Here is a 19,569-nt window from a genome sequence, read left to right as displayed (position 1 = left end):
CAGGAGCCATTTTGTTTTTCAGCGCATGTTGAGCATGCGCGGCAAGGGGCGGATTGACGGGTCAGTCGCGCACTACCAGCACAGGCACATGCACCAGGCCCAGCACGCGCTGGGTCACGCTGCCCAGCACCAGCTTTTCCAGCCCACGGCGGCCATGCGAGCCCATCACGATCAGGTCGGCGCCGGTGCTTTCCAGCGCACGCACGATGCCTTCGTGCACGGCATGGCCCTCGCCCACCACGGTGGTCACGTTCACGCCCGCTTCGGTCATGGCCTTGCGGGCGGCGTCCAGTGCGGTGTTGGCCTCGGCCGTGGCAGCACTCAGGTACTGCGCTTGCCCGTAAGCAAAATCAGCCCCCACGCCGGTGAAGGGATAGGGGTCCACCACATACAACGCCGTCACCACGCTGCCAAAGGTCTTGGCCAAAGCCGTGGCCTTGGACACAGCCAGCAGGGAAGTAGCCGAGCCGTCGATGGGAACCAGAATGTGCTTGAACATGGTATTGCTCCTAGGGTGATAGAAATCAGGCGGTGGCCCGAATACAAGCCACAGTGTGAACTGGCACCATACCCTGCATCTTGATTCGCATCAAATTTCACAGTGAATGGCTGTGCACACCACATCCATTCATTGCGGTGCGTCCACCACATCCGCGCCCTGGAAGTTGCCACGGCGGCAGGTGATGACCAGGGTGTCGCGGTAGGCACCATCGGCCAGGGGCTGGATGGGCGTGCTCTCGTGGATCATGCGGGCATCGTCCAGCAACATCAGCGACCAGGGCTGGGTCAATGTAAAGCGCACACCGCTCGGGCCCGTGGCCTCAAACACGCGGGTCTCACCGCCTTTGACGGCATGCCGGTCCACCAGAAAAACCGCCACCAGGTCCACCCCGTCGCGGTGCGCGCCCTCGGGCGTGGGGCGGCCAATGCCGTCGGTGGTGTCGATGCGGAACTGGTGCGCCTCCAAAAACCAGGGCTCGGTGGCGGGCGTGGCGGCAAACACGGTGTCCGATACGCCAGCCAGGGCCTGCAGCAGCTTGTTCCACACCGGTGCAGCCACGGTGGGGGGCAGCATGGGGGCAAACAGCCGCTGCATGCCGCCATGCAGCGCGTTGTATTCCACCGGCTGCCAGTGCGGGCGATGGGGCGCTTGCTGCACCGCACCGTGGTCCACCACAAAACAGGCGTGGCGGCGGCGGCGATAGCGCCCACCGTCTTTCAAAAAATCGTCTGGGGGCAGACCCTGCCAGTCGGGGTTGAGTGCCAGCAGCTCGTGCATATCGCACCCCACCCACGCCGCCACATCGGCCGGGGCCAGTACCGCATAACCGGCGCTGCGCAATTGTTCTGAAACCTGTGAAGGGCGGGTGAACGGCGGGGGGAAGGTGACTTGGGTCATAGAGCGCAAGAGCTTAACTGCAGCGCCACGCCGCTGCGAGGTAGCGTCGCAGAAGACGCACTGCCGACGAGGTAGATCAAAGAAAAAAGCCGCACCCGGTGGCACCGGATGCGGCTTTGGAGAGCCCTGGAAGAAGCCCTTGGGCGAGCGCAGAACGCTTAGACGCGCTCAGCCACCCAGCCTTGCACCGATGCCAAGGCAGCAGGCACCTTGCTGGCGTCTGTACCGCCTGCCATGGCCATGTCAGGCTTGCCGCCGCCCTTGCCACCCACTTGCTGGGCCACAAAATTCACCAGCTCACCGGCCTTCACTTTGCCAATGCTGTCGGCGGTCACACCTGCAGCCAGTTGCACCTTGTCGCCATCCACGGCGGCCAGCACGATGGCGGCGGTCTTGAGCTTGTCCTTGAGCTTGTCCATGGTGTCGCGCAAGGTCTTCGCGTCTGCGCCGGGCAGCACAGCCGCCAAGACCTTCAGGCCCTTGATGTCCACCGCCTGGGTCAGCAGCTCATCGCCCTGGGCAGAAGCCAGCTTGCCCTTGAGGGCGGCCACTTCTTTTTCCAGCGTGCGGGCGTTTTCCAGCGCCTGGGCAATGCGGGCGTTCAGCTCGGCCACGGGCGACTTGAGGGCGCCAGCGGCTTGGTTCACCGTGTCTTCCAGGGTTTGCAGGTAGGCCAGCGCATTGGCGCCGGTCACGGCTTCGATGCGGCGCACGCCTGCGGCCACACCACCTTCGGCCACCACCTTGAACAGGCCAATATCGCCCGTGCGCTGCACGTGCGTGCCGCCGCACAGCTCGCGGCTGGTGCCAATGTCGAGCACGCGCACGGTCTCGCCGTACTTCTCGCCAAACAGCATCATGGCGCCGGTCTTCTGGGCCGACTCGATGTCCATCACGCGGGCATCGGTGGCCGTGTTGGCCAGGATTTCCTCGTTCACACGGCGTTCGATCTCGCGGATCTCGGCATCGCTCACGGCGGCGTTGTGTGCAAAGTCAAAACGGGTGCGGTCGGCATTGACCAAGCTGCCCTTTTGCTGCACATGGCTGCCCAGCACTTCGCGCAGGGCCTTGTGCATGATGTGGGTGACCGAGTGGTTGCGCATGGTGGCGGCGCGCACTGCGGTGTTGACCTGGGCCTGCACCGTGTCGCCCACATTCAGCGTGCCCTCTTCGAGCGTGCCATGGTGGCCAAACACATCGGCCTTCACTTTGAGCGTGTCGCCCACCGCAAAGCGTGCTGAGCCGCTGGTGATGACGCCCTCGTCACCCACCTGACCGCCGCTTTCGGCGTAGAAGGGCGTCGCGTCGAGCACCACCACACCGTTCTGACCCGCCTTCAGCGCAGCCGTGCTGGTGCCGTCCACGTAGATGGCCACGATCTTGGCCGTCTCGGCCAGGTGCTCATAGCCCGTGAAGCGGTTGGCATCGCCGGTGTACTCCAGCGCCTTGTCCATCTTGAACTTGCCGGCAGCGCGGGCCTGGGCCTTTTGCTTTTCCATGGCGGTCTTGAAGCCCGCTTCGTCCACTTCCACGTCGCGCTCGCGGCACACGTCGTTGGTCAGGTCGAGCGGGAAGCCGTAGGTGTCGTGCAGCTTGAAGGCCACTTCGCCGGGCAGCACCTTGGCGCCACCGTCCAGCGCTGCGTCCAGGATTTCCATGCCGTTAGCCAGCGTTTCAAAGAAGCGCTCTTCTTCGGTTTTGAGTACATCGGTGATGCGCTGCTCTTGCTCGCGCAGGGCGGGGTAGGCATCGCCCATCAGGCGGGCCAGGTCGGCCACCAGCTTGTGGAAGAACGGGGTCTTCTTGCCCAGCTTGTAGCCGTGGCGGATGGCGCGGCGCACGATGCGGCGCTGCACGTAGCCACGGCCTTCGTTGCTGGGGATCACGCCGTCGCTCACCAGGAAGGCGGTGGCGCGGATGTGGTCGGCAATCACGCGCAGGCTCTTGTTGTCCAGGTCGGTCACACCGGTCTCACGGCCAGCGGCCTTGATGAGCTGGTCGAAGATGTCGATTTCGTAGTTGCTGTGCACGTGCTGCAAGATGGCAGCCAGGCGCTCCAGGCCCATGCCGGTGTCCACGCAAGGTGCGGGCAGCGGCGTGACCGAGCCGTCTTCCTTCATGTCGAACTGCATGAACACGTTGTTCCAGATCTCGATGAAGCGGTCGCCGTCTTCGTCAGGGCTGCCTGGAGGGCCGCCAGGGATGTGGTCGCCGTGGTCGTAGAAGATTTCGGAGCAAGGGCCGCAAGGGCCGGTGTCGGCCATCATCCAGAAGTTGTCGGACTTGTAGCGGCCGCCCTTGTTGTCGCCAATGCGGATCACGCGCTCGGGCGGCAGGCCGATTTCCTTGGTCCAGATGTCGTAGGCCTCGTCGTCTTCGAGGTAGACCGTGGCCAGCAGGCGCTCGGGCGGCAGCTTGTAGACCTCGGTCAGCAGCTCCCAAGCCCACTTCAGCGATTCGCGCTTGAAGTAGTCGCCAAACGACCAGTTGCCCAGCATCTCAAAGAACGTGTGGTGGCGGGCGGTGTAGCCCACGTTTTCCAGGTCGTTGTGCTTGCCACCCGCACGCAGGCAGGCTTGCACCGACACAGCGCGGTTGTACGGGCGCTTGTCGGAGCCCAAAAACACGTCCTTGAACTGCACCATGCCGGAGTTGGTGAACATCAGCGTGGGGTCGTTGCCAGGCACCAGCGACGACGATGCCACCACGGTGTGGCCGCGCTCGGCGAAGAAGTCGAGAAACTTGGCGCGGATTTCAGATACTTTCATCCGGGTCTTTCTACGCTGCCTCGGCATGCCGGGAGCGGTTGCGTCTAGGTTGGAAGAGGGGTCGAAACCCTCGATTATCTCACCGTTCGCCTGCCCCATGGCCTGCGCCAGGCACCCCCAGACTGGTCGCCCAGGCCTGCAAAAACCGCTGCCGCTTGAGGGGGTCCAGATAGACCAGCAAACCCAGCCCGGGAGACAAGAGCCGCCAGGCGCTGCCACTGGGCGCAGCCCCTTCCGCCGCAGGCAAGGGGCCGGGCTGGCCCGGCAAGGCCAGGGCACGGCCATCGCGCGCTGCGGCCACGGCCTGGCGCACGGGCAACAGCCGCGTGTCGCGTGCCAGCACGGCCTGCCCCTGGGGTGACAGCAGGTAGTCCAGAAACGGGCGGGCCAGCTCGGGGTGCCGGGCTGAAGCGGGAATGAGCGCCACGCGGGTGGTGAGCAAGGTGTAGTCCTCGGGCACGATCACCCGCAGGCTGGACCCGCCTGCCATGCGCGCCAGGGCATAGGACGCAGGCACGTTGTAGACCAGCGCCAGCTCGCCCTGCTCCAGCCGGTCCAGCAGCGGCTCGATGTGGTCGCCCAGCCGCGCTTTGGATGCCCCCATGGCCGCCAGCAACACGCTGGCCGTGCTGTCAAAGCGCGAGTCTTGCGTGGCCAGCAGGTAGCCCAGGCCGCTGCGCAGGGCATCGTAGGTGCCGATGCGCCCCTGCAGCGGGCTACCGCTTTGGCGCAGCAAAGCCAGCAACTGCCCCCGGGTGCGCGGGGCCAGCGCGGGGTTCAACAGGCGCGGGTTGTAGGCCATGACCACGGCGTCGGCCCCCAGCGTGAATGCTTCGCGCCGCCAGTGGGCGCCCTCGGGCAGCTCGCGGGTTTGGGGCGACTGGTGGGACAAGGCATACCCGTCGTTGGCCAGCTGGGTCTGCAGGTCGGGGCTGCTGCTGATGAGCAGGTCGGGCGCCTCGGCCACGTCCACCGCCGGGGCCGCTCCCCTGGCCCCAGCCAGTGCCAGGGCGCGGGCATGGATGTCCAGGCTTTGCCGGTCGGTGTATTGCACCGTGACGCTGGGGTACAGGCGCTGAAAATCGCGGATGGCGGGGGCAAACAAGGCCGTGTCGGTGGAGCTGTCGATGCGCAGCACCGATGCCTCGCGGGCCGTGGCGGCAAAGCGGGTCATGACGGCCGGTGGGCTGGTGGATGGCCCGGCGGTCTGCGCCCTGCCCGGCCCCCAGGCCGCGGCCAGCGCGGCAGCGGCAGCCGCCCGCAAAGCCTGGCGGCGGGTGGGCGATGCGGGCAGTGTGGGCCATGCATGCGCATGGGCCAATGGCGACATGTCTTTCAAAGTCATTCCGCCCCCCGCGCATCCATCGCCGCAGGCTCTGGCGCCAAGCCCGGAGCCTTGCCCGTCGCCCAATCCACCGGCAAGGCCATGGCCACACGCCAGCCGCCCTCGGCGCGATGGCCTACATCCAAGCACCCACCATGGCCTTGCACCACCCGTTGCACAATCGCGAGCCCCAGCCCAGCACCACCGGGGGCGGCCCCCGCGCCCCGGGCAAAACGCTCAAACAGGCGGGCCTGCTCAGCCTCGGGCACGCCGGGGCCGCAGTCCTCCACCACCACGCACCACTGGGGCTGGCCGCTGGCGGGGTCGGTCTGGCCTTGCACAGTCACATCCACCGGGCCGCGCTCGGGCTGGCCGTGCTTGAGGGCGTTGTCCACCACGTTCTTGAAGGCCTCGCGCAGCATGAGCGCATCGCCCTGCAGCACGGCTGCGGGGTGGCTTGCCAGAGACATTTCCATGATCATTTCGGCATCTAGCGCTCTATCTATAAGCGCTGGCAGCTCATTATTTAATAGCAAAACTTTCTCCTGCGACGCGCTGGAGCGCCACCACAGCCGCACCACAGGCCGGGGTTCGGCACGCGGCACCACGTCGTGCAGAGCCTCTTGCAGCAGCACCAGCAGGTCCACGGCCTCAAACCGCTGCAGGTGGCCCTGGTGGGTCACGCTGGCGTCTGAGAGCAACTGGTTGAGCAAGCGGCGCAGGCGCAGCGCATTGCGCTCCACCGCTTGCAGGCTTTGGCGCTGGGCGGCGGGGTCATCGTCGTCCAGGCCTTCTTGCGCCTGGGCGATGAGCGCGGCCAGCGGCGTGCGCATCTGGTGCGCGGCCTCGGCAATGAAGGTGCGCAAAGCGTCCAGGTTGACCGCCAGGCGCTGCATGAAGCCGTTGAGGGCGCGCACCGTCTGGGCCAGCTCTTGCGGCACGGGGCTGGCCATGGGGTGCAGGGCCGATGCGGGGCGCGCCAGCAGCTCTTGCTCCAGCAGCGCCAGGGGGCGCAGCGCCCGCCGCACGCCCAGCCACAGCAGGCAAAACACGCCCGCCATCAGCGCCACGATGGCCGCCGTGGCGCGCCAGGCGATGTCTGCCGCCAGCGCATCGCGCGCCAGGCGCGTTTGGCCCACCTGCACCCACACCAGGCCAGAGCCCGCACCACCGGCGATGTAACGGGGCACCACGGCAAATCGCACCGATTCGCCCCGGTAGGCCTGGTCAAAAAACTGGGCTTGCGCGGGGCCTGCCTCACGGGGCAAGCCTGCCAGGGGCGCGGGCAAATCGGCATAGCCCGTCAGGGTGCTGCCATCGGGCCCGGCAATGCGATAGAAGGCCCGGTCTTCCGGCGCCATGGCCAACAAGTCAAGGGCGGCATAGGGCAAATCCACCTGCCACTGCCCCTGGGCAAACGCCACGCTGTCGGCCATCGACAAGGCGGACGCCTTGAGCAAATGGTCGTAAGACCCATCGGCCGCCCGCTGGCCATAGCTGCGCGCCGCGCCAAACAACACCACCGTGGCCACCACAAACAGCGCGCAAATGGCGCGCAGCAGGGTGTGCCGCACGGCAGGCAGCGTGCGCACGGCAGCGGGTTGCAAAGCCTCAGGCACCATGCGGGGGCTGTTGAGGCGCCACTGCGGCATCGGCCGCAGCGTTATGAGCCACTGCATCGGCCGCAACGGGAAGGTCCGCTGCATCGGCAGCAACGGAAGGGGCCGCTGCATCGGCCACAGCCTCTTGGGGCACCACATCGGCCCGGTAGCCCACGCTGCGCACGGTGGCAATGCGCAGGCCGCTGGCGACCAGCTTTTTGCGCAGGCGGCCCACGTACACCTCGATGGCGTTCAGCCCCACGTCCTCGTCAAAGTTGAACAAGCGGCTGGCGATGTCGTCCTTGCTGACCACGCGGCCCAGGCGCCCCACCAGGATTTCGAGCAGGCTGTATTCGCGGTGCGGCAGCTCCAGCTCGGCCCCCAGCAGGCTCACCCGGCGCGCTGCGCTGTCGATGACCAGGCCACCCACCTCCCAGCGCCCCGCCACCTGGCCTTGCGGGCGGCGCAGCAAGGCGCGGCAACGGGCGTCCAGCTCCCTGAAATCGAAGGGCTTGTCCAGGTAGTCGTCCGCGCCCTCGTCCAGCGCATTCACCCGGTCTTCGATGTCCGATCGCGCGGTGAGCATCAGCACCGGGGTCTTGTTGCCCTGCCTGCGCAGCTGGGCCAGCAGGCTCAGCCCATCCATGCCCGGCAGGCCGATGTCCAGCAGCACCAGATCAAACGGCGTGTAGCCCAGCACCTCATAGGCCTTGCGCCCATCGCCCTGCCAGTCCACGGCATGGCCCTGGCGCCGCAAACGGCGCACCACGGCCTCGGCCAGATCGGGGTCGTCTTCTACCAGCAGGATGCGCATTTCAAACCTTCTCCCGCACGCAGATGCGGTTGCCATCAACAAAAAACCAGCGACCGGCAGTCGACAAACCACCGGGTCAAAGCCCCGTATTGTTCCACGCACCGATGCGGTGCAAGGGTTTACCCTATTAGTAAATACACGAAACCCCTGCACCACGACAGGCGCACGACAGAGTGGAAATCTAAGGTTCACCCCCTGTGGCGAGCACCGTTCATGCCCCGTGCATGGCAGCCCGGCCACGGCACCAAAAAAGGGCGGGAAACCAGCCACAGCCCTCTTCTCGTTTTGAACGGAACCCCATGACACCCACTCGGAGACCCCTGCCATGCTGCTGACCTTGCTTGGATTCGGCATGGTGCTGACCTTCATGATCCTGATCATGACCCGGCGGCTTTCGCCCCTGGTGGCCTTGATCAGCATCCCCATCGTGTTTGCCATCATCGGCGGCTTTGCCCCCACCATGGGGGCCATGATGCTCGACGGCATCCGCAAGATCGCCCCCACGGGCGTGATGCTGATGTTCGCCATCCTGTACTTCGGCGTGATGATCCACGCGGGCCTGTTCGACCCGGTGGTGGGCGTCATCCTCAAGCTGGTCAAGGGCGATCCGCTCAAGATCGTGGTGGGCACAGCGGTGCTGGCACTGCTGATCTCGCTGGACGGCGATGGCTCGACCACCTACATGATCACCGTGGCCTCGATGCTGCCGCTGTACAAGCGGCTCAAGATGAACCCGCTGAGCCTCACCTGCGTGGCCGTGGTGGCCAGCGGCATCATGAACCTCACGCCCTGGGGCGGCCCCACCGCCCGCGCCGCCAGCGCACTGCATGTGGACCCGGCTGATGTGTTTGTGCCCATGGTTCCGGCCATGGGGCTGGCCATCGTGGCGCTGCTGGCGGTCTCCGTTTACCTGGGCCTGCGCGAGCGCCAGCGGCTGGGCACTGTGAGCCTGCCGCTGCAAAGCGACACCCGCGCCGCCATGGAGGCCGATGAAGAAGCCACCGGCGAGCACCTGCCCACCATCACAGGCCCGGAGAACGCCGACATGCGCCGCCCCCGCCTGCTGTGGGTGAACCTGGGCCTGACCACCGCGCTGATGGTGACGCTGGTCATGGGCCTGCTGCCCTTGCCCGTGCTGTTCATGATGGGCTTTGCCGTGGCCATCGTCATCAACTACCCCGATGTGGCCGACCAGCGCAAGGTGGTGAGCGAGTACGCGACCAACGCACTGGCCGTGGTGGCGCTGATTTTTGCAGCGGGCATCTTCACCGGCATCCTGTCGGGCACCGGCATGGTCGAGGCCATGTCGCGTGGGCTGCTGGCGGCCATTCCCAAGAGCATGGGCCCCTACATGCCCACCATCACGGCGCTCTTGAGCATGCCGCTCACGTTCTTCATGTCCAACGATGCGTTCTACTTTGGCGTGCTGCCCATCTTGAACGAAGCCGCACAGGCCTACGGCATCAGCCCCGTGGAAATGGCCCGCGCTTCGCTGATCGGCCAGCCCGTGCACTTGCTCAGCCCACTGGTGCCCTCCACCTACCTGCTGGTGTCACTGGCGGGTGTGGACTTTGGCGACCACCAACGCTTCAGCCTCAAATGGGCCACGGTGGTGAGCCTGGCGCTCATGGGGGCGTGCCTGCTGCTGGGGCTGTTCCCGCTCATGGGGCAACTTACTGCAACCCCTTGACGCGCTGAGCCGTCAAAAGAGGAAAGACATGGCCCAGGCGCAGGGCCATGTGGACCACCCAGCGCCCGCTGCGCCAGCCTACTGCGCAGCCTGGCGCGCGCGCACCATGCTCTGGTCCAGAAAGCTCCACAGCCGCTCGTCCAGGCTGAAGGCCACGTTAAAGCGCAACCAGCCCGTGGGGCGCGATTCGGTCAGGAAGAGCTGGCCCGGCCCGAGCATGATGCCCGCGCCCGTGGCCTCCTTCGACAGCTCGGCACTGTCGGGCAAATCGGGGTGGCGTGCCCACAGGTACATGCCCGCTTCGGGTTCATGGAACAGCTCAAAGCCCAGCCCGTCGAGCTTGCGGCCCACTTGCTGGTGCGCCTCGGCCAGCCGCTCGCGCAGCGACTTCAGGTGCTTGCGCCAGCGCCCATCGGTCACCACGCCAAAGGTCAGGCGCTCGGTGATTTCTGACGAAGTCAGACCCGACACCATTTTCAGCTGCACCAGCTCGTCCAGCAAATCGCGCCGGGCCAACAAAAAGCCCGTGCGCAGGTTGGGCGAAATGGTCTTGGAATAGCTGCCCACGTACACCACGCGGTTGAGCTGGTCCAGGCTGGCCAGCGACGGGCGCGAGGTGGGGTCCATGTCGGCGTAGATGTCGTTCTCTACCAGCATGAAGTCGTGCTGCTCTGCCAACTGCAACAGGCGGTGCAGGTGCGCCATCGAGGCCACCGAGCAGGTGGGGCTTTGCAGGCGCGGCTGCGTGAAGAAAGCCTTGGGCTTGTGCTCGGCCAGCAAGGCCTCCAAGGCCACCAGGTCGTAGCCCGAAGCCGTGCGCGGCACGCCCAGCGTGTGCGCGCCAGCAAAGCGCAACATGAAGGTCAGATTGGGGTAGCCAGGGTCGTCCACCAGCACCACATCGCCAGGCTTGACCAGCTTGCGCGCCACCAGGTCCAGCGCCTGGCTGGAGCCCTGGGTCAGCATCACCTGGTCTGCGTCCACCGACAGGTGGTGCTCTGCCAGCGATTCAGCCACCACCATGCGCAGGGCCATGTGGCCATGTGGCAAGCCGTAGCCGTCCAGCTCAGGCCCGTCGGAGGACAGCTGGCGCATGCTGCGCCGCACGGCGTCGCCAAACAACCAGTCGTGCGGCAACCAGCCACAACCGGGCTTGAGCGGCAGGTTGCGGTTTTCAAAAATTTGCTTGAGGTACCAGCGCGCATCAAAACGGGGCACCGGGCGCTCCAGCCCGCCCCCTGCCGGTGCAGCCCCCTCGTCCCCACGCCGCTTGACGAAAAACCCCGCATTGGCCCGCGACACCAGCCAGCCCTGGGCCACCAGCCGGTCGTAAGCCTCCACCACCGTGAACACACTGACGCCATGCGACGCCGCAAACGCGCGGATGGAGGGAAGTTTGCTGCCCGGCTTGAGCACCTGGCCCACGATAAGGCCACGCAGCCCATCGACGATCTGGCTGACCAGAGGTGTCTGGAGGTCTGGGCTGAGAGTGAGCATCAAGCGATCAAAGAGAAGAGCCGACGAAAAAAGGGGGCGAATTGTGCACCGTGTTGGCGCACACCAAATCAGGGATTGCCTGTACAGCATTTTAGACCTGCACAGTCCGCGCCAATTTACGCTGCGGTGTACATGGACGGTGGGTGGCGCGGCTTTCAGAATTCACCCCATTCCCTCATCACCCACTTTTCACCAAGCCGCTGACACCATGCAACAAGACCGCCACTTCACCAACGCCGCCCTCCTCGCCCGCCGCCATGCCGCTGTGGCCAGGGGCGTGGGCCAGGCCCACGAGATCTTTGTGCACAAGGCCCGCAACGCCGAGCTGTGGGACGTGGAGGGTCGCCGCTTCATCGACTTTGCGGGCGGGATTGCCGTGCTCAACACCGGCCACCTGCACGCTGGCGTGATCGATGCGGTGAAAGCCCAACTGGAGCTGTACACCCACACCTGCTTCCAGGTGGTGGCCTATGAGCCCTATGTGGAAGTGTGCGAGCGCCTGAACACACTGGCCCCCGGCGCGTTTGCCAAGAAGAGCCTGCTGCTCACCACGGGCGCAGAGGCCGTGGAAAACGCCATCAAGATCGCCCGCTCGCACACCGGCCGCCCTGGCGTCATCGCCTTCACAGGCGGCTACCACGGCCGCACCAACTTCACGCTGGGCCTGACCGGCAAGGTCGCGCCCTACAAGCTGGGCTTTGGCCCCTTCCCGGGCGAGGTGTACCACGCACTGTTCCCCAATGCACTGCACGGCGTGAGCGTGGAGCAGGCGCTGCATTCGGTGGAGCTGATCTTCAAGAACGACATCGAGCCCGAACGCGTGGCGGCCTTCATCGTCGAGCCCGTGCAGGGCGAAGGCGGCTTCTATGTGGCCCCCCCCGAGTTCATCACCGGCCTCAAGGCGCTTGCAGACCGTTACGGCATCTTGCTGATTGCTGACGAAGTGCAAACCGGCGCAGGCCGCACGGGCACGTGGTTTGCTTGTGAGCAATGGCCTGTGGCCCCGGACCTGATCACCACCGCCAAATCACTGGCAGGCGGCTTCCCGCTCTCGGGCGTGGTGGGCCGCGCCGACGTGATCGACGCACCTGCGGCTGGCGGCCTGGGCGGCACCTACGCCGGCAGCCCCGTGGCCTGCGCTGCAGCCCTGGCGGTGATCGAAGCCTTTGAAAAGGAACACCTGCTGGCCCGCAGCCAGGACATGGGCGCCCTGCTGGTGCGCAGCCTCAAGGACATGGCCGCCAAGGTGCCTGCCATTGGCGACGTGCGCGGCCTGGGCGCCATGGTGGCCATTGAACTGTTTGAAAACGGAGACCCGCACCGCCCCGACGCAGCCCTGACCAAGAAGGTCGTGACCGAAGCCGCCAAGCGTGGCCTCATCCTGCTGTCGTGCGGCACCTACGGCAACGTGATCCGTATCCTCGTGCCTCTGACGGCCTCTGACGAACTGCTCGCCGAAGGCCTGGCCATCCTGGCCGACAGCTTTGCCGCTGTGGGCTGACCCATCCCCCGTTTGAACGCATCCCCCTCACCATGACCCACGCAGAACCCCTCGTCCGCTTCAGCGGCGTGCAAAAAACCTACGACGGCGAACAGCTGGTGGTGCGCGCGCTGAACCTGGACATCCAGCGCGGCGAGTTCCTGAGCCTGCTGGGGCCTTCGGGCTCTGGCAAGACCACCACGCTGATGATGCTGGCGGGGTTTGAATCGCCCACCTCGGGCGACATCCTGCTCGGCGGCAAACAGATCACCGGCACGCCGCCGCACAAGCGCAACTTTGGCATGGTGTTCCAAAACTACGCGCTGTTCCCCCACCTGACGGTGGGCGAGAACGTGGCCTACCCGCTGACGGTGCGCAAGGTGCCCAAGGCAGAGCAGGCCGAGCGCGTGAAGAAGGCACTGGACATGGTGCGCCTGTCGGGCATGGCCGACCGGCTGCCCACCCGCCTGTCGGGCGGCCAGCAGCAGCGCGTGGCCCTGGCCCGCGCCCTGGTCTTCAATCCCCAGCTGGTGCTGATGGACGAGCCTCTGGGTGCGCTCGACAAGCAACTGCGTGAGCACATGCAGATTGAGCTCAAAGAACTGCACCGCCAGCTGGGCGTGACCTTTGTGTACGTGACGCACGACCAGGGTGAAGCCCTGACCATGAGCGACCGCGTGGCCGTTTTCAACGAGGGCATCATCCAGCAACTGGCCGACGTAGAAAGCCTGTACGAGACCCCCAGCAACCGCTTTGTGGCCGGCTTTGTGGGCGACAGCACCGTGCTCACCGGCACGCTGCAAAGCCAGGGCGCACAAGCCGGGCTGCAGCTGCCCAGCGGCCAGTGGCTGCAAGGGGTGAACGTGAACCAGGCCCCGCAAGGCGCACCGGTGGAAGCCAGCATCCGCCCCGAGCGCATCGTGCTGCACCCACCCGGCGCCAGCACGGGCCCCAACACCGTGCCCGCCACCGTGGCGCGCGCCATCTACTACGGCGACCACCTGCGGCTGATGTGCGACATCGGCCCCGGGCAGGCCCAAGCCACCGTCAAGCTGCCCCTGACCCGTGCCGATGCCAACCCGCATCCCCAGCTCGGCGAGCAGGTGCAGCTGGAGTTCCCCTCGGTCTCCACCCGCATCTATGCACTCTGACGAGCGCATGGTTTCCCCCCGTCTCCCGTTCCCTGTCCACCTCCTTCTATCTCAAGGAAAACGCACCATGAAAAAGAGCCTGATTGCCTGTGCCGCACTGGCCGCCTGCTTCGCCCTGCCCAGCCTGGCGCAGCAGCAGATCACCGTCGTGAACTTTGGTGGCGCCAACGCCAACGCACAGAAAAAGGCGTTCTACGAGCCCTACGAAAAGCAGGGCAACAAGATCGTGGCCGTGGAATACAACGGCGAGCAAGCCAAGGTCAAGGCCATGGTCGAGACCAAGAAGGTGACCTGGGACGTGGTGGAAGTCGAATCGCCCGACGCCGCACGCGGCTGCGACGAAGGCCTGTATGAAAAGCTGGACTACAGCAAGATCGTGCCCAAGGCCGATCTGCTGCCCGCTGCGGTGAACGAATGTGCCGTGGGCATCTTCGTGTGGTCCACCGTGATGGCCTACAACGGCGACAAGCTCAAGACCCCGCCCACCAGCTGGGCTGACTTTTGGGACACCAAGAAGATCCCAGGCAAGCGCGGCATGCGCAAGGGCGCCCGCTACAACCTCGAATTTGCCCTGCTGGCCGATGGCGTGAAGCCCGCCGACGTGTACAAGGTGCTGGCCACCAAGGAGGGTGCCGACCGCGCCTTCAAGAAGCTGACGGAACTCAAGCCCAACATCCAGTGGTGGGAGGCCGGTGCCCAGGCGCCCCAGTTCTTGGTCGCAGGCGATGTGGCGCTGACCACCGTGTTCAACGGCCGCATCGATGCAGCCAACCGCGAAGGCCGCAACCTCAAGATCTACTGGCCCGGCGGCATCTATGACCTGGACTACTGGGCCATCCCCAAGGGCACGCCCAACAAGGATGCCGCAGTGAAGTTCATCGCCTTCACGCTGCAGACCCCACAACAGGGCGCCTACGCACAGAACATCGCCTACGGTCCAGCCAACACCAAGGCTCTGGCCACACTGGACAAGAAGGTGCTGGACGACCTGCCCACATCGGCCTCCAACGCCAAAGAAGCCCTGCAGTTCAGCGTGGGCTTCTGGGCGGACCAAGGCGAGGCGCTGGAGAAGCGCTTTGCCGCCTGGGCCACGCAGTAAGGCACCCAGCCTGCGCCTGCTGAGATGAAGTCTTCGGCCACCACGGGCCGTTGAACCAGCGCAGCAGGCGCAGGCCCTGTTATCGGAACGCAGAGAGCAAGACACCATGCAAGCCACCCTGGCCTCCCCTCCCCTCAGTGCATCTTCTGGCGAAGCCCACGGCGCCTTGCGCCAGGCCTTGGCCCGTGCAGAAGCTCGGCGCAAATGGCGCGCCTTTGCGCTGACACTGCCGCTGTTGGTGTTCCTGCTGCTCACGCTGCTGGTGCCCATCGTGGCACTGCTGCAACGCGCCGTGGAAAACCCCGAGGTAGCCAACGCCCTGCCCGCCACCGTGCGCGCCCTGGACGGCTGGGACCGCAAGGAAGCCCCTGCAGCCAATGCCTATGCCGCACTGATGGCAGACCTGGGCCACCTGCCCGACAGCTCGGACGCCGGGGCCCTGGCCCGCAGGCTCAACACCGATCTGCCCGGCGCACGCTCGCTCATCATGGGGGCCTACCGGGCCTTGCCGATGGAGGGCAGCCCCGACGCCATCCGTGCCCAGTTGATTGAAAAAGACGCCCGCTGGGCCGAAGCCCCGCTGTGGCAAGCCATTGCCAAAAACGGCGCCCGCTGGACGCCCGACTATCTGCTCGCCTCTGTCGACCTGCAGCGCGACGCGCAAGGCCAAGTCGAGCGCATGCCCGAAGAGCAACGTGCCTTTGGCGGCATCTTGCTGCGCACCTTCCACATCAGCCTGGTGGTCACCGTGATTTGCCTGCTGCTGGCCTACCCGCTGGCCTGGTGGCTGGCCACGCTGCCTGCGCGCTCGGCCAATGTGCTGATGATTCTGGTGCTGGTGCCGTTCTGGACGTCCATCCTCGTGCGGGTGGCCGCCTGGATCGTGCTGCTGCAGTCTGAAGGCCTGGTCAACCGGGGGCTGATGGGCTTGGGCGTCATCAACGAGCCCCTGGCACTGCTGTTCAACCGCACGGGCGTGGTGATTGCCATGGTGCACATCCTGCTGCCCTTCATGATTTTGCCGCTGTACAGCGTGATGAAAAGCGTGCCGCCCACCTACCTGCGCGCGGCCGTTTCGCTGGGCAGCTCGCCCATCGCCGCGTTCTTTCGCGTGTATGTGCCGCAAACCTACCCCGGCGTGGGTGCCGGTGCGCTGCTGGTGTTCATTTTGTCGATTGGCTACTACGTCACCCCGGCCCTGCTCGGCGGTGCCGACGACCAGATGCTGAGCTACTACATCGCCCGCTACACGAATGTGGAAATCAACTGGGGCATGGCCTGCGCACTGGGCGCGCTGCTGCTCACCGCCACGCTGGTGCTGTATGGCGTGTACCGCCGCATCGGCAAGGCCGAGCTAAGCCTAGGCTGAACGAGACCTGAGCAATACCCGCGCTGAATAAAGGCCCTGACCATGTTTCGCCTCCCCCAATTTCCCCTCTACGCTACCTGGCTCGACAAGCTCGGCTGGTGGGCCGTGCGCGCGCTGTGTGTGGCAGTGCTGGCCTATCTGCTGGCCCCTATCCTGGTGATGGTGCCGCTGTCGTTCTCCGAGAGTTCGTTCCTGGCCTACCCCATCCACGGCTGGTCGCTCAAGTGGTACCAGCACCTGTTCGAATCGCCCGAATGGGCCCGCGCCACGCGCAACAGCTTTATCGTGGCCCCGGCCGCTACGCTGATTGCCACGGTGCTGGGCACGCTGGCGGCCGTGGGGCTATCGCGGTCGGACTTCCGCTTCAAGGGCCTGATCATGGGCATCCTGATTGCACCGATGGTGGTACCCATCATCGTGGTGGGCGTGGCCACCTACCTGTACTTTGCGCCGCTGGGCCTGGCCGACAGCTACTTTGGTCTCATCGTGGTGCACGCCGCCCTGGGGGCCCCTTTTGTGCTGACCACCGTGCTGGCCACGCTGGCGGGCTTCAACCACAACCTGGTGCGCGCCTCCCTGAGCCTGGGCGAGACGCCGTTCAACACCTTCTTTCGCATCACGCTGCCGGTGATTGCACCGGGCGTGATCTCTGGGGCGCTGTTCGCGTTTGCCACCTCGTTCGACGAAGTGGTGGTCACCCTCTTCCTGGCGGGTGCCGACCAATCCACCCTGCCGCGGCAGATGTTCAATGGCATCCGCGAAAACATCTCGCCCACCATTGCGGCTGTGGCCACGCTACTGATCCTGTTCACCACAGCCTTGCTACTGGCGCTGGAGTGGCTGCGCGGACGAAGGGCATGATGGCCCCCCTGAGTCGCTTCGCGCCTTCCCCCCGCTCTCGCATTGCTGCGCAATGCGGGCAGGGGGACGCAGCCAGCGCGGCGGGGCGGCCCTTGCGCGGCTGCCCTCGCCTGGGCCTCGCCAGTTGCATGCGCCATGAACGAACGCAGCACTCTTGAAAACTGACCTGAAACCACGCCACCAACGCCACATTGCAAAGAGACTCAGCGGCAACGCGTGTTAGCTTCTTCCTCAACCCCCTCCCATTTTTTCTTCACCCGGACGCATCCCATGGACATGAAGACCTCCCCCCTTTCTCTGCTCAACGACCCCAGCCTGTTCAAGACCGATGCCCTGGTCAACGGCCAATGGCTGGCAGGCAGCAGCCGCTTTGATGTGAACGACCCCGCCACCGGCCTGAAGCTGGCCGATGTGGCCAACCTGGGCCCGCAAGACGCCGAGGCCGCCATTGCCGCCGCCAACGCCGCCTGGGGCCCCTGGAAGACCAAGACCGCCAAGGAGCGCAGCGCCATCCTGCGCAAATGGTTTGACCTGCTCATGGCCCACCAGGACGACCTGGCCCGCATCATGACCGCCGAGCAAGGCAAGCCCTTTGCCGAAGCCAAGGGTGAAGTGGCCTACGGCGCCAGCTTTGTGGAGTGGTTTGCCGAAGAAGCCAAGCGTGTCAACGGCGAGACGCTGCCGCAGTTTGACAACAACCGGCGCCTGCTGGTGCTCAAGCAGCCCATTGGCGTGTGTGCGGCCATCACACCATGGAACTTTCCGCTGGCCATGATCACCCGCAAAGTCGCGCCTGCGCTGGCGGCAGGCTGCCCTGTGGTCATCAAGCCCGCCGAGCTGACGCCCCTCACCGCCCTAGCGGCGGCCGAGCTGGCCCTGCGTGCAGGCATTCCGGCCGGGGTGCTCAATATTTTGAGCGCCGACAGCGCCAACTCGATTGCCATCGGCAAGGTGCTCTGCGCGAGCGACGTGGTGCGCCACATCAGCTTCACAGGCTCAACCGAAGTGGGTCGCATCCTGATGGCGCAGTCGGCCCCCACCGTCAAGAAAATGTCGCTGGAGCTGGGCGGCAATGCGCCCTTCATCGTGTTTGACGATGCAGACATCGACAGCGCCGTGGAAGGCGCCTTTGCCAGCAAATACCGCAATGCAGGCCAGACCTGCGTGTGCACCAACCGCTTCTACGTGCAAGAAGGCGTGTACGACCAGTTTGTCGCCAAGTTCGCCGCCAAGGTCAAGACGGCCAAGGTGGGCAACGGCTTTGAAGACGGCGTGAACCAAGGCCCGCTGATCGAAGAAGCAGCGCTTGAAAAGGTGCAGCGCCATGTGGATGACGCGCTGGCCAAGGGCGGCCAGGTGGTGGCCGGAGGCCAGCGCCTGACCCTGCTGGGCTCGGGCCAGTTCTTTGAGCCCACCGTGGTGGCCAACGCCACGGCCGACATGCTGTGCGCCCGCGAGGAAACCTTTGGACCCTTCGCCCCTGTCTTCAAATTCAAGACCGAGCAAGAAGCCATCGACGCCGCCAACGCCACCGAGTTTGGCCTGGCCAGCTACTTCTACAGCCGCGATGTGGGCCGTATCTTCCGCGTGGGCGAAGCGCTGGAGTACGGCATGGTCGGCATCAACGTGGGCATCCTGGCCACCGAGCATGTGCCGTTTGGCGGCGTCAAACAATCCGGCCTGGGGCGCGAAGGCTCGCACTACGGCATGGACGACTACGTGGAGATCAAGTACCTGTGCCTGGGCGACATCCAGAAATAAGGCTGGCGCGCAGCGCCTGAGGCGCCTGATCGGTAGGCGCCGCAGACATGCCTATAATGGCGGGCTGTGCGGGTGTAGTTCAATGGTAGAACGGCAGCTTCCCAAGCTTCATACGAGGGTTCGATTCCCTTCACCCGCTCCAACAGATTCCCCAAAATTCCGATGAAGCCTGATGTGCCCCGCGCCATCAGGCTTTTTTGTTGGCGCGTCCATCAACGCCAAAGCCCTCTGCCCAGACCACGCTTTGGCATGCCCATGCGGTATGCACAAACCGTCTATGCATAGCCCATCTTGTTCCTTGGCGATGCCGGGGCTGCGGCTTACATTGGAAACACATGGACGGCGGCAAGCCACTGCGCTGCTCACGCAGCAGCTGGCCACAACCCATGTGCTTTTGGTAGGGGGTAAAACTTTGCAGCCCGCTTCGTGCGGGCTGTTTTTTTGCGCGGGTGGGCGTGTGGGGTTTCGTGAGGATCAGTCCAGGCCTGAGGCAATGCCGCTCAAGACTTGTTGCCCAACTGGGCTGCGTAGTTGGTGGCAATGATTTGTGCGATGCCCAGCACCTCGGCCCGCGAAGCCTCGCCCCCCGGAAAGATTTCCTTGGCCAGGCTCTGCGCCTCGCGGATTTGCGCGGTGGCCAGGGTGCACGCGTTGTACAGGCCGCGCGCCAGGGTGATGTTCGGGTCTTGGCTCATGGTGTCTCTCCGTCAAATGGACCACCAGTATGGCGCAGCCAGGCGCCCGGCATCGGTGCG

At 65.4% G+C, this 19,569-nt stretch carries 15 protein-coding genes and 1 tRNA gene; 8 read left to right on the top strand and 8 right to left on the bottom strand.

Features of this window, described 5'->3' with window-relative positions:
• Positions 1–61: 61 nt before the first annotated feature.
• The 6 genes from CLU88_RS02740 to CLU88_RS02715 form a co-directional block, all read right to left on the bottom strand.
• Complete coding sequence (locus CLU88_RS02740; RefSeq protein WP_099655287.1) at positions 62–499, bottom strand: universal stress protein; 438 nt, start codon at positions 497–499, stop codon at positions 62–64.
• A 129-nt stretch (positions 500–628) separates the two neighbouring features.
• Positions 629–1,399, bottom strand: a complete 771-nt coding sequence (locus CLU88_RS02735) for a 2OG-Fe dioxygenase family protein (RefSeq protein WP_099655286.1) — start codon at positions 1,397–1,399, stop codon at positions 629–631.
• A 158-nt stretch (positions 1,400–1,557) separates the two neighbouring features.
• A complete protein-coding gene (gene alaS, locus CLU88_RS02730; RefSeq protein ID WP_099655285.1) occupies positions 1,558–4,167 on the bottom strand; it encodes an alanine--tRNA ligase in 2,610 nt (869 codons plus the stop codon).
• A gap of 79 nt (positions 4,168–4,246) precedes the next feature.
• A complete protein-coding gene (locus CLU88_RS02725) occupies positions 4,247–5,512 on the bottom strand; it encodes an ABC transporter substrate-binding protein (protein WP_199173405.1) in 1,266 nt (421 codons plus the stop codon).
• Positions 5,509–7,170, bottom strand: coding sequence for a sensor histidine kinase (locus tag CLU88_RS02720; RefSeq protein ID WP_199173404.1), 1,662 nt, complete (start codon positions 7,168–7,170; stop codon positions 5,509–5,511). Before CLU88_RS02720 ends, CLU88_RS02725 begins: the two co-directional genes overlap by 4 nt.
• A complete protein-coding gene (locus CLU88_RS02715; protein WP_099655283.1) occupies positions 7,103–7,906 on the bottom strand; it encodes a response regulator transcription factor in 804 nt (267 codons plus the stop codon). Before CLU88_RS02715 ends, CLU88_RS02720 begins: the two co-directional genes overlap by 68 nt.
• 325 nt (positions 7,907–8,231) lie before the next feature.
• On the opposite strand from CLU88_RS02715, the gene CLU88_RS02710 reads away from it, so the two are divergent.
• Positions 8,232–9,596, top strand: a complete 1,365-nt coding sequence (locus CLU88_RS02710; protein WP_099655282.1) for a CitMHS family transporter — start codon at positions 8,232–8,234, stop codon at positions 9,594–9,596.
• A gap of 78 nt (positions 9,597–9,674) precedes the next feature.
• Here CLU88_RS02710 and CLU88_RS02705 read toward each other — a convergent pair whose 3' ends face one another.
• Positions 9,675–11,093 carry a PLP-dependent aminotransferase family protein gene (locus CLU88_RS02705; RefSeq protein WP_099655281.1) on the bottom strand — a complete coding sequence of 473 codons (1,419 nt, stop codon included), beginning with the start codon at positions 11,091–11,093 and terminating at the stop codon, positions 9,675–9,677.
• A 208-nt stretch (positions 11,094–11,301) separates the two neighbouring features.
• On the opposite strand from CLU88_RS02705, the gene gabT reads away from it, so the two are divergent.
• The 7 genes from gabT to CLU88_RS02670 all read left to right on the top strand — a co-directional run bounded on the left by gabT (position 11,302) and on the right by CLU88_RS02670 (position 18,956).
• Positions 11,302–12,594: a 4-aminobutyrate--2-oxoglutarate transaminase gene (gene gabT / locus CLU88_RS02700; RefSeq protein WP_099655280.1), complete on the top strand. Its 1,293-nt coding sequence runs from the start codon at positions 11,302–11,304 to the stop codon at positions 12,592–12,594.
• Positions 12,595–12,626: 32 nt separating this feature from the next.
• Positions 12,627–13,724, top strand: coding sequence for an ABC transporter ATP-binding protein (locus CLU88_RS02695; protein ID WP_099655279.1), 1,098 nt, complete (start codon positions 12,627–12,629; stop codon positions 13,722–13,724).
• Positions 13,725–13,791: 67 nt separating this feature from the next.
• Positions 13,792–14,823, top strand: coding sequence for an ABC transporter substrate-binding protein (locus CLU88_RS02690; protein ID WP_099655278.1), 1,032 nt, complete (start codon positions 13,792–13,794; stop codon positions 14,821–14,823).
• A gap of 106 nt (positions 14,824–14,929) precedes the next feature.
• A complete protein-coding gene (locus CLU88_RS02685) occupies positions 14,930–16,192 on the top strand; it encodes an ABC transporter permease (RefSeq protein WP_099655277.1) in 1,263 nt (420 codons plus the stop codon).
• A gap of 42 nt (positions 16,193–16,234) precedes the next feature.
• On the top strand, positions 16,235–17,053 hold the full coding sequence (locus CLU88_RS02680; protein ID WP_099655276.1) for an ABC transporter permease: 819 nt from the start codon (positions 16,235–16,237) through the stop codon (positions 17,051–17,053).
• A gap of 270 nt (positions 17,054–17,323) precedes the next feature.
• Positions 17,324–18,814, top strand: a complete 1,491-nt coding sequence (locus tag CLU88_RS02675) for an NAD-dependent succinate-semialdehyde dehydrogenase (RefSeq protein WP_099655275.1) — start codon at positions 17,324–17,326, stop codon at positions 18,812–18,814.
• 68 nt (positions 18,815–18,882) lie between these two features.
• Positions 18,883–18,956 (top strand) — tRNA-Gly (locus tag CLU88_RS02670).
• Between the two features lie 358 nt (positions 18,957–19,314).
• Here CLU88_RS02670 and CLU88_RS02665 read toward each other — a convergent pair.
• On the bottom strand, positions 19,315–19,509 hold the full coding sequence (locus tag CLU88_RS02665) for a hypothetical protein (protein WP_099655274.1): 195 nt from the start codon (positions 19,507–19,509) through the stop codon (positions 19,315–19,317).
• Positions 19,510–19,569 lie beyond the last annotated feature (60 nt).

Origin of the sequence: Acidovorax sp. 56 (assembly GCF_002749705.1) — a bacterium.
Taxonomy (GTDB): domain Bacteria; phylum Pseudomonadota; class Gammaproteobacteria; order Burkholderiales; family Burkholderiaceae_C; genus Acidovorax.
The sequence above is the reverse complement of the archived record's forward strand: the minus strand, read 5'-3'. Positions and strand labels throughout refer to the sequence as shown.